Raw genomic sequence first — 14,683 nt, 5'->3', positions numbered from 1 at the left:
CTCTTACCTAGGGAGGTGTCGCTTTGATCTTTGCGGTTTATGCACTCGCAATTGATAAATATATCGAAGTGGTTTGGGAAACGGCATTACGGAAACATCGGATTGCAGAGCTTCGGACACTGATAGACCAAGCACTGGATGAGCGAGATGAAGAGAGCTTTTATCGGTATTCGACGGAGTTAAAAAGATTAAGGAAGGGGGAGTGAATATGCGGAATACTTTGGGGGATCTGAATAATCATTTGTTTGCTCAATTAGAGCGGTTGAGCGATGAGGAACTGACCGGAGAGAAACTGGCTGACGAGATTAGCAGAGCAAAGGCTGTAACGAGTGTCGCTTCTCAAGTTATTGCAAATGGTTCCCTTGTGCTAGATGCAATAAAGCTTTCTGATGACAAGATGAATGCCAATACGGCTATCCCTAAGATGCTGGAGGGATAATCAATGTTCCGATACAGTTTGGAGCACAAGGAATTTATCAGCACCAACATTCATGGACGATATGTTCTGGAATTGACTTCAATGTTTAATGAGAAGTTCGACGTGGAGATCCAGCCTTCGCAAATGCGAGCCTTCATCAAAAACAACGGGTTGAAGAGCGGAATCGATGCCAGGATCAAACCGGGTAGCGTTCCACCCAATAAGGGAAAGAAGAAGTTATGGATTGGAGGCGAGGATACTCAATTCAAGAAGGGCCATAAGCCGCACAATTATGTTTCTGTAGGCTCTGAGAGGGTTAACGGGGATGATTATGTAGATATAAAGATTGCTGATCCTAATATGTGGCGTGGGAAGCATCTGATCGTATGGGAGCTGCACTGCGGCCGCTCGGTTCCGAAGGGACATGTTGTCATATTCGGAGATGGGGACAGGCGGAATTTCGATCCGGATAATTTGATTCTGGTTACCCGCGGACAGCTGGCCATCATGAACAAAAGAGGGCTTATTCAAAAGGATGCTGAGCTCACGCGGAGCGGTGTGATTTTGGCTGATATTATTCAGAAAATGGGGGAAAGAAAGCGGAGCAAACGTTAATAGACTGAATTGAACTGCGACAAAAACTTGCTACTGATGAAAATCAAGAATCTGCAAAGCCCCCCATATCCTTGGTCGGGGCGGGGGCTCAATCTAATACCTTCATTCGAATTATACCACGAGTGAGGGGATTATCATGGGGAAAAGCGACAAATTAGCAATCCAACTTGCTTTTGACATCCTCCCGATCGACGAAAAGGAAACCCGTCGTCGGGTCGAAGAATATTTGGAGACAGTCCGCGTATATCGACAGATCGGCTTCGTGCGGCGCCAGGCGGCGCTCACGGCCAGCCCCGAACCACGGTATCATGGATCTACTAATGCGATAAGCCGTACAACGGAGAATATAGCGGTATGGAATACGGACAGGGAATTGGAACTGGAACGGCAGTCAAAGCTGCTGGATCTGGCAATAGGGCGGCTTAAGAAGGCTGAACGGGAGATCGTTCAGCGGCGCTATCTAGAGCATGAAGATGAATATGATTCTATTCTCTGTGGGGAATTGGGAATGAGCGAACGTAAGTATCGGCGGGTGAAATCGAGGGCTATTTATATATTGGCTTGTGCGTTGGGGTTGGAGGTGCTAATAGAAAGTTATTTAGAAGCGACTACTTGAGAGTAGTCGCTTCTGTTTAGTTTAAAAAGGAAAAAGTTGAACAATATCGAATAATAAAAAGGATGATGACAGAAAGGGGTTCCTTCATGGCGAAATATGGTAAGGGTTTAAATATTGAGATAGTAAAAGCAGTTAATAGAGGAGAGATTCCAGAAAGATTTAATAGGATGGATATTAGAGGATTAGTGACAAGGAAAGGCTGGTCACCTCCACCTCCAGATACTTACATAAATGCAACATTGTCTAATGCTGCGACAGATGCGCACAGCCCAACAGTAAAGAACTATTTTGTCTCTGTAAACAACGGCTATTATGAGCTGCGTGATCAATATAAAAGACCAAAGTCTATCAGTGAACTTACAATTGGCAAGACCGTAGACAATGAAACATTGTGTAATATATTTAAGTGTTCTCATCAAGGCGAGATGAGACGAGCACTTAATACGAATTCACTTGTGTTAATTTCTGATCACACCACTGGAATATATGATGATCTTTGGGATGGACAAGTACTTAACTATACCGGCATGGGACTTATTGGAGATCAAGATATTAATTTTATGCAAAATAAAACATTAAAAGAATCCGGTAATAATAATGTTGAGTTACATCTTTTAGAAATATATATCGATAAAAAATACATATATCGAGGAAAAGTTAAATTAAATGGAGAGCCATATCAAGATCAACAGTATGATCAGAATGAGAATTATAGAAAGGTATGGATATTCCCTCTTTCATTAATAGAAACAAGTGATTTTAAACTTGATGATAGTATTATTGAAAAAAATCTGTTATTAAAGGAAAAGAAGGTAATGAAATTAACCGATAAGCAATTATGGTTAAGGGCAAAAAAAAATATGTCTAAAAATAGAACTGTTACTAGTTCATCAACTGTTTATTATAGAGATCCTGTGATTTCAGAGTTAGCTAAACGTCTTGCCGATGGAGTTTGTCAGTTATGTGAGGAAAATGGACCCTTTAAAGATAAAGCAGATAGATATTTTTTAGAAACCCATCATATTAATTGGTTGGCTAACGGAGGCAAGGATACAATCGACAATACTATAGCTCTTTGTCCGAATTGCCATAGAAAAATGCATATCATTAATGATATAAGAGATGTTAAAAAATTGAAAGCATTGACCAGAATTTTTTCGAAATAAATTACTGCTTACCAGAAAGAGAGGATGAAAAAATTGCTAAAACTAAAAAAAATCAAAGTTATGAATTATAAAAGCATTGTTGACTCAGGAGAAATAAATTTTGAAAAGAAACTCACTGTATTAGCAGGGAAAAATAATGCAGGGAAAACGGCTCTAATAGAGGCACTGTGTAGTGTATTTGAGAAAAAGCTTGGTGCACGTGAAATTGGTAGATTTGAACCAAATTTCATATTGACAATGACAATAATTTTCAATAATGCTAGTTCTGTTTTGCATCAAATTTTCGGAATGAAATGTTCTGATGAATTAGAACTAGAATTTACAATGAAAAATGGATATTTAGTTTACAGTATAGAAGATTTACAATCTGGTGCTAAATGCACACCAATCCTAAATAACGATAGTATATGGGTAAATCTTGATAATTGTCCTAATTCTTCTGCATTTGCAGTAGAATCAGAATTCTATTTTTCTTATTTTCTCGAATTGGCTCAATATCTTATTTTTATTAGTGCATCAAGAAATGTTCCCTCTTTTGAATCAATATCCGAAATATCGAAACTTGATAAAAATGCTGTACAATTGAACACATTTATACTTTCATTACATAATAATAAAGAAGCAATATTTAACAAAATAGAATCAGATTTTATTAAAGTCTTTCCTGAAGTTATCGATATTAAAACTAACATCTTTGGTATAAACCAGACAAAACTTGAGCTTGTATTTGAAGGTTCTTCTAATCCGATAGCTTTAAGTGATTGTGGAAGTGGATATACTCAAGTACTTATATTATTATCTGTACTGCATTCAGTAGAAGATAGAATCATTTTATATGATGAACCTCAATCATATTTACATCCTTCAGCAGAAAAAGCAATTTACGACTTGTGTAGCGAACATCCAGAACATCAACTTGTATTTACGACACACTCTCCAATTTTAATTAATTACCCAATTGATAAAAGTTTGTATTTAGTGAAGAAGGTTAAAGGAGCATCCACTTATAAATCACTAGACAAATTTGGTGAAGTTTTAGAACATATTGGAGTGGTCAACAGCGATTTTTCTTTCGCAGATAAAATCATTTTTGTGGAAGGTGAAACAGAAGAACTAATCTTACCGTTAATATTAAGAACGTTTGGTATTAAACAAATTGGCTTCAATTATAAGATTTTGAATATGAAAGGTACCGATAAAGAGTTTTCAAAGAAAGGGGCTATGAATAATAATGCTGCTAAACTTAAATTGATATTAGGCGGTCTCTCTAATGATGCCCCTATCCCCTATTTAATAGTTATTGATAGAGATGAAAAAAATGATGAACAGATCGCCGCTTTGTATAGTGCATATAACGATCATATTTGTATCCTTACAAGACGCGAAATTGAGAACTATTTTTTAGATTGTTATGAAGAACTTGCTGAATTGATGAATCAAACAGAACCAGAACATCACATCACTAAAGAAAAAGTGGAACATGATATTAAAAGAATAATGAGTAATACTGAGGATAGAGCTTTATACCCTAAATCAAGAGAAAATTTAATAAGAGATGTAAAAGGTAGTATGGTAATGGAGTATTTTTTCAAAGAATATAACTTGTTATATTCAAAAGTTAACCACGGGAAAATCATAACTTCACTTATCATCAAAAAATCTCCTGAGAAATTAAAAGAAGTAGCTGATCTTGTTTCTCCGTTTCTTTTAAAGTGAATTAATGGCCGCTTTTTGACCGATTATTGACCGTACTACGGCCGTTCATTAGTTTTTTAGTATGATATATTTGTACTGTGGAAATCAGGCGAGAGTGACACGCACGGCCGTATCTACGGCACTTAACCGGGGCGTACATCCTCTCGCTTTTCCTATCTAGAATAGTGATCTACTATTAACCCGCCGATCCATCCTATTGAAACAACAATAACTATACGGATCAAGGCTTTCTTCATCACTTCTCGCAATGTTTTTGATTCCTCCCTCAGATTCTTTTTAACAGTATAATCCACTGATTGGCATGTGGATATGAAAGAGTTAGAGATTTTGAGGATTCGAGAGTCCGCGCACCAGAAGTCTTCGGAAATCGGCTCTGGTCACTTTGACTCTCATTTCATGGGGTCAGTAAAATGGTCTTGTCCTCCTATGTTACAAAGTACGTAATGATTTAAGCAAAGAGCGTAGCGCATTTGCTGCGGACGCTTAGCGGACGCCATTCTTTAAAAAGCGTTTGAATTTTGCTTTAATCGTTATTTTTTCACTGGAAAACGTACTTTTATAAGCAGAAGTCGCTCATTATTGGGCGGCTTTTTTATTTTGCAGAAAGGGTGAACCCATTGGACACAGCAGCAGAGCTTAATGATCTGGAAATGACCTGTGAAGAAGTGGCCAAGACGTTGGCCGGACCGTATAGGCTTAACAAAAAGGAAAAACGTCTTCTTGCATATCTGCTGGGTTTACTTATATTCACGAAAGGATGACGATCATGAGAAAAAAACAGATTAACATTCGTCCTCCACTGAAGGAGTCCCCTAAGCAGCCGAGGAAGTGTGAAGGGTGTATATGGGGCCGTTGGGAAGGGACAGCACAGTTTTGTGGCACAGGAATATGCAGAAAGAGAAAGCCTATGGATAAATCTCCATAGGCTTGAATAAAATATAGAAATAAGATTAAAGGAGCGAAAAAAGTGGATAATATTTCAAATGAAATGTTAGAGAAACGTATTTCTGAGTTAGAAGATGAAGTAACAAAGTTGAAGCTTGATATAAAAGAAACACTACAGCTTATTTCTAGTCACTTCTCTTCAGAATTAGATCGGGTTATGAACGATTATAGAGATGAACTAAATAATATTGCAATCAAAGCGATAAGAGATTACAAGCAGCATGCTGAGAAATTCTCGCCGAACTGAGTGACGCTCCAAAATTTTTCTTGAAGGCCTAGAGTCCGTTGTTCATTTGGGGATTTTTCTCTAATTTCCTCACAAGTTTTGTATAAAGGATGAAGCTGGAGAGATTCATATAGAGTTGTATCTAAAAAAGTTGTGATATTATCTATTTCTATTAATCCAAGTCTTTCCATATTGTCAATAGTTGCAGAATAAAATTTGTAATTATTATAATTTATGTCGGGGAACGGTAAGAAATTTTTTATCCAAGTATTTGCTCCATTTCCTAATGGAAGATTTAGCATTATATCAGCAATCCCTATTCTACCTTTATTTTGGACAAGAAAACTGAAGTTTTCTGCATCTAATGGGGATAATTGTTTAATTATTTCTACAAAAGCAGTATGAGCCATATCATTCTTTTCGGCGTTTGCTGATGCCGCAATAAGTTTAGCAAACATTGATCTAAGGTTATCATCCTCAATATAGTATTTCGAAGCTTCCAAAGCCGGACCTACTATACTAAGTTGGGGCTCTATAAATTGTTCTAACGGAATTTTAATAAGCTCTTCTTCAATTTCTTCTTTGAATTTTAGAATCTCAGTTTCTTTTTTTATTTTTGCTTTTGCTATTGGGGAAAAAGCAATGTAGAAAAGATCACCTAGCCCTTGTCCAATTTGTTTTGCTGCCGGTTCCAAGGCTGCTTTTGTAATATCAGCGGGCACTTTTAAGGAGTTTGTTAAATCACTTAAAAACTTATCGACTGCCATTGTATTCTCTCCTTATAAATATGTATTTTCTCATTTATTCTACATAATAAAGGAAAAACCTTCCTAATTGTCGAAATATGATGCAAGAAGGGAGGTGTACGATTTGGCAAAAACTTATTATGAGATAGCAGCTGATATTACCCAAGAACTCATCAGAGCAAGGGGAGTAGCGCTATCAGGAATTGATTCTGCGGCTTCTGTGGTGACTACTTATGCTCAAAATCATTTAAGCGATGAAGCCGCTGTAAAGGCGTACAAAGAAATCCTTCAAGCAGTAAAAGATGGTTTCAATGATTAAACTAAGACAAGCACCTTAGGGTGCTTTTTTCATGTCTATAAATGATCTTCTCTAAGCCGTTCTCGGGCTTTAAATGCAGAAACGTGTGTTTGTGTGGCGAAGGACGGAAAAGAGCGGGGCAGGTGGGCTTTCTTTGTCTCCCGCTGAGTTATTGTATACCCAAAGATGAAAAACCAACTCAACTCAAAAAGAGGGCGAACCACCAAGGTCTGCCCTCTTTGAATTACTTCAGAAGTCTGAGTTTTGCTTCAATTGCTTTATACGTGTAATACGCTGCTATCGCTTGACAGATAGCCGGAATAGTAGTGCTGAGAATTACCGTAAGCATCTTTTTCCCCCCTCTGCAGTGTAGTCACAGTAACTATCGCTGCATGGGTGGCTCTGGTTGGGATGCTTTGAAATTATTTTTAAGGAGAGGTTTAAATGGACATCAGAATCATACCGATTGAAAAGCTCAATGCAGCAGTCTATAACCCCCGCGTCGACCTTCAGCCGGGAGATCCGGAGTACGAGAAGCTTCGCCGTAGCCTGGACGAATTCGGTTATGTTGATCCCATCGTCTGGAATGAACAGACGGGGAATATGGTCGGTGGGCACCAACGATACAAGGTGCTGGTCAATGAGCAGAGCTGCACGGAGCTGGCTGTATCGGTAGTCAACTTGGATCCGGAGCGGGAGCGGTTACTTAACCTGGCACTTAACAAAGTCTCAGGTCGCTGGGATGATGCCGCGCTAGCACAGCTGCTAAATGAGCTGCAGGAAGGTGGGGCTGATCTGACGCTATCCGGTTTTGATGCTGGAGAAGCCGAGAGGTTAATTGCTGATTTCACTGAGCCAACTGCTGATCAGCTTGGAGACTTTCAGAACCGTGAGCTGGATGTGAGTGAATTTGATGAATCCCGATTTGACTGCAAATGTCCTCGTTGCGGATTCGTCTTTGATAAAGAGGATGTATCATGAGTCGTCCAGCTTGGGATTGGAGGTTATCAGATATTTCCAGCGTGTTGAAGCATGGAAGGACGGTATTATCCTGTTTCAGCTGTGGAGGTGGCTCCACGATGGGATATAAGCTTGCAGGATACACGGTGCTGGGTAATGTGGAGATCGACTCACAAATGATGCGTATCTATCGGCAGAATCATAAGCCGAAGTATCCCTTTCTCATGCCTATTCAGGAATTCAAGGCGGTATCTATTTCAGAGCTTCCACCTGAGTTGTTTGACCTAGATATCTTGGATGGTTCGCCGCCTTGTAGCGTGTTTTCCATGTCAGGAGATCGAGAGGACAAGTGGGGTGGGGAGCATGCATTCCGCGAGGGACAGGCAGTGCAGAGACTGGATGATCTTTTCTTCGATTTTTTGGACGTTGCAAAGAAACTTCGACCTCGAGTAATTGTCGCCGAGAACGTTCGGGGAATGATGGTTGGTAAGGCTCGTGGGTTCGTTAGCCTGGTCTTGTCTCGCTTTCGAGAGCTTGGATATAGACCACAACTCTTTCTTTTAAATTCTGCTACTATGGGCGTTCCTCAAAAACGGGAACGCCTTTTCTTTATCGCTTCTCGGGAGGATCAAGAATTTCCATTGCTCCAATTGGATTTCAACGAGCCGCCAATACTATATGGAGATATTCGTAGTGGAGATGGATCTCTGATAAATCCAGACAGCAAGACATATACCCGCTGGCACAAACGACGTCCACTAGATTTGAATATGGGCGATGTGACTGAACGAGAAGAAGGGAAAATGAGCAACTTCAACACGATCCTGCTTAAAGATCAGAAGGTAGCGAACACTCTAGCCAGTTCATCTGTGTTTCTCCGGACGGATAAGCCGCGACACATCAGCGATATGGATGCTATTCGTATGCAGACGTTTCCTTCGGACTATGATTTTATGGATGCTAATGTGCAATATGTATGCGGCATGAGCGTCCCGCCGTTGATGATGAAGAGGATCGCTGAACAAATTCATTTGCAATGGTTAAATGAGAGCTTGTAGGCAGACGTATTATTGAAAAACATGGTAGAATCTCTTTTGCAAACAAATTTGCGGAGGAGAGATTATGTGAACATTATCAGTGTTGAAGTTTTTTACAGATTTATAGATTTTGGTCACAATTTTGAGGTTCATGATAATTTAGATTTCAAAGGGCTTTATGAATCAGAAGAATATACTCATGAAATGGAGAGTGACTTATATAGAACAATAATGATGAAAAAAGGTGATGGAGTGTCAATGGATATAGATTCAACTGGTAATCTCCATACTATTAAAATATTCCTTATTTTTTCAACTGATGGTGAGGCAGATTGGAGTCTGGTCGGATTAATTAGAGGATGGATTGACAGTCATTTCCGAAACAAACAAAATGAAGATTATTCTTTCGCTGGTGTAGAAATTACTGAGGAAGGGTTAATAGTTGAACTTCAGGATGTAGTTTTTAGAGAATTGACTCCGAATTTAATAAATGAATTAAATGAAAACGGCATGAAATGTGATATTGTCGGACATAAAAAACGTTCTTATGATAATGGTTCTGGAGATTACCGAGAAGCTATTTTATTTTTTGTTGCATCTTCTATTGCGGGGGGTGTTACCTGGGATATAATAAAACCATTATTTCTTAAGGTTTATAGGAAATTCACCGATGAGATTGGACCTATGGAGAGGCATAAGTCTTTTAACAGCGCGAGATTGATCGATAGTATTTCTGAGTTGACAGGTGAGAATCAACTCAATTCAATAATTACTGACGTGAACACCAATGTTGAAACAGGTCTTACGAGGGTGATTTTGCAAACTCGCAACAGTAGAATTTACGTAACATGTGATGATAATGAAAATATAACAAACTATAGAGTTGAGGAAATAACACAAACCAGAATATAGATAAATCTAACCGCTCTGTCTGGGCGGTTTTTCTTTTGCTCAAATTAAAAGGAGGACGCGCTAACGTCCTCCCCATCACCCAGGGTATCCCCCGGCTGAGACAGCGGCGCGCCACGCGTGGCATTCACAGTCATCCGCTGTCTCGCATTCCATCATAACGGAAAGTCGAGGGGTACGTAAATGGGAACACAAGATGAAATTTTATTGCAGCATGAGCTTGAAGTTATGGCCGGTATCTTGGAAAGCAAGGCGCAGTACCGTAAGATCGTCAAGGCTGGTATTGCTAAGTGGGTCAAGGACTTCCAGGACGGCCGAATTGAGATTAAGACAGTGGATGACCTGAAGAAGCTGATTGAGATAGATATTGAGCTACAGAAGGATGAATTTTAGTCTGATTTTAATTTGTCAGTTTTTTATTATCGTTAGCCTCATTAGTAGAATCGACGGTTGGTACTTCTTTATGAATTTCCTCCGCAATTAACAAGTGCTTATTTATAAATATATTTGATCTTGCTGTAGCAAAATTATTTATGAAAGAATACAAATTGACGAAAATTATCAACATTAAGAGTAATGAGACTAAATTAAAAGCTAGGTCTCCAAAACTAAATAAAGTTTCTAAATTTTCTTTGAATAAGGCAATGCTTATTGTCACTATTACTGCTGTTAAGGGAATAATTGATGAGATCATTTTAAAAAGATCCTCAAATCCTTGATCCTTACCTTTTGATTCTTTCAAAAACTTTAACTCTAGAATAATTCGCTTCATATTAATATCTGGGTCGCTGTTTATGTGAGTATATGCTTTAATAAGTTTTGTTACCTCATCATAACAGTTTAGACTTTGAGTGCAGATTGCCCTTTCTATTAGATTCTCAACTTGTTTTCTTAGCTTGACATATTTACTTCTTTCCACCCAAATCAATAAAATAGTTAAAAATAATAAAAATGCAGTAGCGATCAGGTTTAATATAGACATCAGTATCATCCTCCTTTTTCTTATATCGGAAAATATTGAGAGAGGGTTTAACTTAGGAGGTGGTGAAATGTAGCATGGCCAGAGAACGCAGTCCCGAGCGGGACAAGGCAAAGCAGATATGGCTGGAGAGCAGCGGGACGATGAAGATTAAGGACATCGCCGCTGCTCTTTTTGTTGGAGAAAATAAGGTGCGTAAATGGAAGTCAATTGACCATTGGGAAGAGGAACTCAAAGGGAACGTTCCATCTGAATCTAAAGAGAGTGTACCAATTGAAATGAAAGGGAACGTTCCACATCGCGGCGCTCCCAGAGGGAACAAGAACGCTGTCGGGAATCGCGGTGGTGCTCCCCCTGGTAATAAAAATGCTAAGGGAAATAGCGGCGGATCTGGGGGACCTGTCGGAAACAAGAAGGCAGTCACCACAGGCGAGCATGAAACCATTTGGTTGGATGCGTTAACCGAAACCGAGCAGCATCTCATCGATCAGGTGGACACTGACCCGATCATCCAGGCGAATGAATCCCTTTACCTTCTAACGATCCGTGAGCGCCGCATGATGCACCGAATCAAATCCCTGATGGATGGATTATCCGAGACCGAGCGCAGTGTGCTCTACGAGATGAAGGGTATCAGGGAAGTCGCGGAGATCCATGATGAGAAGACCGGCATTACGAAGAAGATCCCACACAGTCGAAATGAAATGATGGAATCGAAGATTGAAGAGAAAGGCTTTCGAAAGTTAGATGATATCGTGAAGCTGGAAGAAGCCTTGACCCGCATACAAGATAAGAAGATCCGCGCTATTGAGCTGAAGAACAAACTTATTGCGGTTGATGAAGAGAAACAGGTCCGCACGGAAATCCTTCGGATTGAGCTTCAGAAGATGCAAGGAGCAGAAGGCGCAACCGCGAGCTGGACTGATGCAATTCGTGAGATTGCAGAGCGGCGCAGAGCTCTGAAAGCGGGTGAACAACATGAGTAGTAAACCATACAATGCTGTCGCTGCTCTGACTGATCTCATTGATTTGTACTGGGACGATCCGGTCGCTTTCTCCGAGGATATGCTCGGCTTTGATCCAGACGATTGGCAGCGGAAGGCAATGGCTGATGTATCCATGCATCCGCGTACCAGTATTCGCTCCGGTCAGGGTGTGGGAAAGACGGCATTTGAGGCAGCTCTTGTTATCTGGTTCCTCTGCTGCCGACCTAACCCTAAAGTAGTTTGTACAGCTCCGACCAAGCAGCAGTTGCATGATGTGCTTTGGGCTGAGGTTTCCAAGTGGTTAGAACGCTCGCTGGTAAAGAATCTCTTAAAATGGACCAAGACCAAGATTTATATGGTAGGCCATGAGGAACGCTGGTTTGCGACAGCCAGGACAGCGACGAAGCCAGAAAACATGGCAGGGTTTCATGAAGACTACATGCTATTTGTAGTCGATGAAGCCTCTGGTATTGATGACCGGATCATGGAAACCATACTCGGTACACTATCTGGTGATGGAAATAAGCTTTTGCTATGTAGTAACCCGACTCGGACGAGTGGGGTTTTTTATGATTCTCACAATCGTGACCGATCAAGGTTCAAGACCCATAAGGTTGATAGCAGGGATAGCAAGCGTACCAGCCGCGAGAACATCGAGATGCTGATTGATAAATACGGAGCGGACAGCGATGTTATCCGGGTCCGTGTCTTCGGTGAGTTTCCGAAGGCTGAAGCAGATGCTTTTATTCCCCTGGAGCTGGTAGAACTTGCGGCAGGTGCTCGTGTCGAAGCGAGAGGTGACACTCTTCACATTGGAGTGGACGTGGCACGCTTCGGAGATGATGAAACGGTTATTGCCCCACGAGTCGGTATGAAGGTATTTCCACTGCAATGCTACAACAAGCAAGACACCATGGTCACCGCCGGCAGAGTTATTGCTGCTGGCAGGGAGAAGCTGAGAGTTATGCCAGCTCTTCGCCGTGTTGAGATCAAGGTCGATGACAGTGGAGTTGGCGGCGGAGTCACAGACCGCCTGAACGAGGTGATTCTTGAAGAGGGTCTTACAGACTGGAGAGTTGTTCCAGTGAACAACGGAAGCAAGGCCACCGATGATGAGCTGGAGCATTACGAGAACAGAGGTACAGAATCATGGGCTGTTCTCAGAGATCTTCTACAAGAAGCCTTTTCTAAACACCTACAGGGTTCTCCGATGGATATTGAACTTCCGAATGATGAACGATTAATTACTCAGTTGTCTCAGCGGAAATACCGCATGACCAGCAAGGGACGGATTGCCCTGGAGCGGAAAGAAGATATGAAGAAGCGTGGTCTTGATTCTCCTGACCGAGCTGATGCAGTGATTCTGTCGTTTGTAACCGAGAAGGATATGCAGTATACCAATCAACGGCCTTCGGGTTGGTAAGAGGAAGGTGAGCATATTGAAGAAAAGAATTAAAGCAGGCTCGTTTAGTATCGACAGCAAAGGCAATGTAACGGCATATTCCTGCACTGTGACCGATAAATAATTGGTCTTTTTTTTAATGCATAGAAAGGAGGAATAACCTGTGACCATCATTTACAGTAAGAAGCGTTTCCCACCTCCACCGTATGACGTTGAAGTTGAGGATATGAAATATTACCGGCTGCTCTACGGTGGAGATCATGATCAGATCTTTCCACGTGCCCGAAGCATCCAAACCACAGAGCGCGTGATTCGGCGGTCACGACCTAGATTGATCCGCCGAGGTGCTGCGCCGGACATCAAAATAACTTCCGAGCACCAGTATGTTGTGGTCAACTTCGCCAGTCTGGTCGCTGAGGTACCAGCTGATCTGATTAACCGTGCGCTTGGCAATGTGTCGGCTGATGTAGAAGCGGGACCTGAACTGGAGTTTGTATCTAGTGTGGTTGCCGCATCCAAGCCTAATGACAAGATATGGGCAGCAGTAACACAGCATCAGGTCGATGGATTGATCGCCTACCGGATCCGCCGGAGCGCAAAGGGTAAGGTCTGGTTTGAATGGCTACTCGGTGACCGTTACTTTCCACACGAGGATGGTAACGGGGCTGACCTTGCTTGGATTGAGGAATGGGATGATGGCAAAGGTGGAAAGCTGAAGTTCCTCCGAGTGGAGCGCCAAGAGTTGAGTGAAGAAGGTCTTAAAATTCAGCAGATGGTGTTTAAGATGGACGGCGAAACAGTTGCCGATGAAATTGATATCAAACAATATGCGGAAGAATATGAAATCGAGATCCCAGAAGATGAGACATTAAAGGATGTAGCAGAGCTGTTATGTGGTTTCGTTATAAATGATGAAACTCTGCTACATCCACGTGGACGTTCTGCCCTTCGGAATATCGATACTATCCAAGAGGAGATTAACTGGACGATTACGCGGGATTCCATTGTCTTCGATAAGCACGGTAAGCCGAAGCTGGCTATACCTCGAGCACTATGGGATACAGTCGCAAACCAGAACCAGAAGGATTACGGTGCTCGGTTTGTTCGCGGTGCTGATCTTGAGGTTGTGTCATTTGACGAGAAAACAGGAGCGATTCCACAGTACATTACCTGGGATGCGAAGACAACACAATCCTTCGAACACGTTAATCGTCTGATTCGGTATATGTTGGCTGTATCCAAGACATCTATTCAGGCTGCTGGCATGGAAGATGGCAAAGGAGATACCGGAATTGCACTACTGTACCTCTGGATACAGTCAGTCATCAAAGCAGATGCGATCAAAGGCAAATTCGATGCAGCCATTAAGGATGCTATCCGGAAGTGTATGCTGTTGGAAAATGCGCTGGGTAGTGCTGATCTAAAACCTGTTAACCCTGTCATTGAATGGGGAGACATGTTGCCTAAGGCAGATAGTGAGAAGAATACAGAAGAAACAGATAAGTACGACAAAGGCGTTCAGTCCCTTGAAACCACAGTACGACGTCTGCACCCTGACTGGTCGGAGGAAGCAATCACGGCTGAGATCCAGAAAATTCAAGATGAGAATGCGGTTGATACTTTGAACCCTACCTTCGCACAGCCGCCCCGGGTAACGGTGTAGT

18 protein-coding genes are annotated in these 14,683 nt (G+C 41.5%); 16 read left to right on the top strand and 2 right to left on the bottom strand.

From position 1 onward, the window contains the following. Positions 1–23 precede the first annotated feature (23 nt). The 8 genes from MKX34_RS17335 (at position 24) to MKX34_RS17300 (ending at position 5,723) form a co-directional block, all read left to right on the top strand. Positions 24–206 (top strand): IDEAL domain-containing protein, encoded by a 183-nt coding sequence (locus tag MKX34_RS17335; RefSeq protein WP_076296546.1) that lies wholly within the window; start codon positions 24–26, stop codon positions 204–206. 2 nt (positions 207–208) lie between these two features. Further along, on the top strand, positions 209–439 hold the full coding sequence (locus MKX34_RS17330) for a hypothetical protein (RefSeq protein ID WP_042188703.1): 231 nt from the start codon (positions 209–211) through the stop codon (positions 437–439). Between the two features lie 3 nt (positions 440–442). Then, positions 443–1,033: an HNH endonuclease signature motif containing protein gene (locus MKX34_RS17325; protein WP_076296547.1), complete on the top strand. Its 591-nt coding sequence runs from the start codon at positions 443–445 to the stop codon at positions 1,031–1,033. Positions 1,034–1,169: 136 nt separating this feature from the next. Continuing rightward, positions 1,170–1,649 (top strand): ArpU family phage packaging/lysis transcriptional regulator, encoded by a 480-nt coding sequence (locus tag MKX34_RS17320; protein ID WP_076296548.1) that lies wholly within the window; start codon positions 1,170–1,172, stop codon positions 1,647–1,649. 86 nt (positions 1,650–1,735) lie between these two features. Continuing rightward, on the top strand, positions 1,736–2,815 hold the full coding sequence (locus MKX34_RS17315; protein WP_256717616.1) for an HNH endonuclease signature motif containing protein: 1,080 nt from the start codon (positions 1,736–1,738) through the stop codon (positions 2,813–2,815). 24 nt (positions 2,816–2,839) lie between these two features. Next, the gene (locus MKX34_RS17310) at positions 2,840–4,531 is read left to right on the top strand and encodes an AAA family ATPase (protein ID WP_081383893.1); all 1,692 of its coding nucleotides are present in this window, start codon (positions 2,840–2,842) and stop codon (positions 4,529–4,531) included. A gap of 608 nt (positions 4,532–5,139) precedes the next feature. After that, positions 5,140–5,292, top strand: a complete 153-nt coding sequence (locus MKX34_RS17305) for a hypothetical protein (protein WP_339202921.1) — start codon at positions 5,140–5,142, stop codon at positions 5,290–5,292. A gap of 206 nt (positions 5,293–5,498) precedes the next feature. After that, positions 5,499–5,723, top strand: coding sequence for a hypothetical protein (locus tag MKX34_RS17300; RefSeq protein WP_076296550.1), 225 nt, complete (start codon positions 5,499–5,501; stop codon positions 5,721–5,723). Here the strand turns inward: MKX34_RS17300 and MKX34_RS17295 are convergent. Then, the gene (locus tag MKX34_RS17295) at positions 5,687–6,469 is read right to left on the bottom strand and encodes a DUF4393 domain-containing protein (protein WP_076296551.1); all 783 of its coding nucleotides are present in this window, start codon (positions 6,467–6,469) and stop codon (positions 5,687–5,689) included. The genes MKX34_RS17300 and MKX34_RS17295 overlap by 37 nt on opposite strands. Positions 6,470–6,572: 103 nt before the next feature. Here MKX34_RS17295 and MKX34_RS17290 point away from each other — a divergent pair, with 103 nt between their 5' ends. The 5 genes from MKX34_RS17290 (at position 6,573) to MKX34_RS17270 (ending at position 10,045) form a co-directional block, all read left to right on the top strand. Continuing rightward, the gene (locus tag MKX34_RS17290) at positions 6,573–6,767 is read left to right on the top strand and encodes a hypothetical protein (protein WP_076296552.1); all 195 of its coding nucleotides are present in this window, start codon (positions 6,573–6,575) and stop codon (positions 6,765–6,767) included. A gap of 423 nt (positions 6,768–7,190) precedes the next feature. After that, the gene (locus MKX34_RS17285) at positions 7,191–7,727 is read left to right on the top strand and encodes a transcriptional regulator (RefSeq protein ID WP_076296553.1); all 537 of its coding nucleotides are present in this window, start codon (positions 7,191–7,193) and stop codon (positions 7,725–7,727) included. Beyond that, positions 7,724–8,764, top strand: coding sequence for a DNA cytosine methyltransferase (locus MKX34_RS17280; protein WP_076296554.1), 1,041 nt, complete (start codon positions 7,724–7,726; stop codon positions 8,762–8,764). The genes MKX34_RS17285 and MKX34_RS17280 overlap by 4 nt, the downstream gene beginning before the upstream one ends. Positions 8,765–8,830: 66 nt before the next feature. Continuing rightward, entirely contained in the window at positions 8,831–9,655 is an 825-nt protein-coding gene (locus MKX34_RS17275; RefSeq protein ID WP_076296555.1) for a hypothetical protein, read from the top strand. 180 nt (positions 9,656–9,835) lie between these two features. Next, positions 9,836–10,045 carry a hypothetical protein gene (locus MKX34_RS17270; RefSeq protein WP_076296556.1) on the top strand — a complete coding sequence of 70 codons (210 nt, stop codon included), beginning with the start codon at positions 9,836–9,838 and terminating at the stop codon, positions 10,043–10,045. 7 nt (positions 10,046–10,052) lie between these two features. Here the strand turns inward: MKX34_RS17270 and MKX34_RS17265 are convergent, their stop codons facing one another. After that, positions 10,053–10,634, bottom strand: coding sequence for a hypothetical protein (locus MKX34_RS17265; RefSeq protein WP_076296557.1), 582 nt, complete (start codon positions 10,632–10,634; stop codon positions 10,053–10,055). A 74-nt stretch (positions 10,635–10,708) separates the two neighbouring features. On the opposite strand from MKX34_RS17265, the gene MKX34_RS17260 reads away from it, so the two are divergent. The 3 genes from MKX34_RS17260 to MKX34_RS17250 all read left to right on the top strand — a co-directional run bounded on the left by MKX34_RS17260 (position 10,709) and on the right by MKX34_RS17250 (position 14,682). After that, entirely contained in the window at positions 10,709–11,617 is a 909-nt protein-coding gene (locus MKX34_RS17260; protein ID WP_076296558.1) for a phage terminase small subunit-related protein, read from the top strand. Next, on the top strand, positions 11,610–13,040 hold the full coding sequence (locus MKX34_RS17255) for a DEAD/DEAH box helicase family protein (RefSeq protein WP_076296559.1): 1,431 nt from the start codon (positions 11,610–11,612) through the stop codon (positions 13,038–13,040). Before MKX34_RS17260 ends, MKX34_RS17255 begins: the two co-directional genes overlap by 8 nt. Before the next feature lie 142 nt (positions 13,041–13,182). Then, complete coding sequence (locus MKX34_RS17250) at positions 13,183–14,682, top strand: hypothetical protein (protein WP_076296560.1); 1,500 nt, start codon at positions 13,183–13,185, stop codon at positions 14,680–14,682. Position 14,683 lies beyond the last annotated feature (1 nt).

It is taken from the genome of Paenibacillus sp. FSL R5-0636, from assembly GCF_037974255.1.
GTDB lineage: Bacteria > Bacillota > Bacilli > Paenibacillales > Paenibacillaceae > Paenibacillus_AQ > Paenibacillus_AQ odorifer.
Note: the sequence above shows the minus strand (reverse complement) of the source record. Positions and strands in the feature narration are given on the sequence as shown.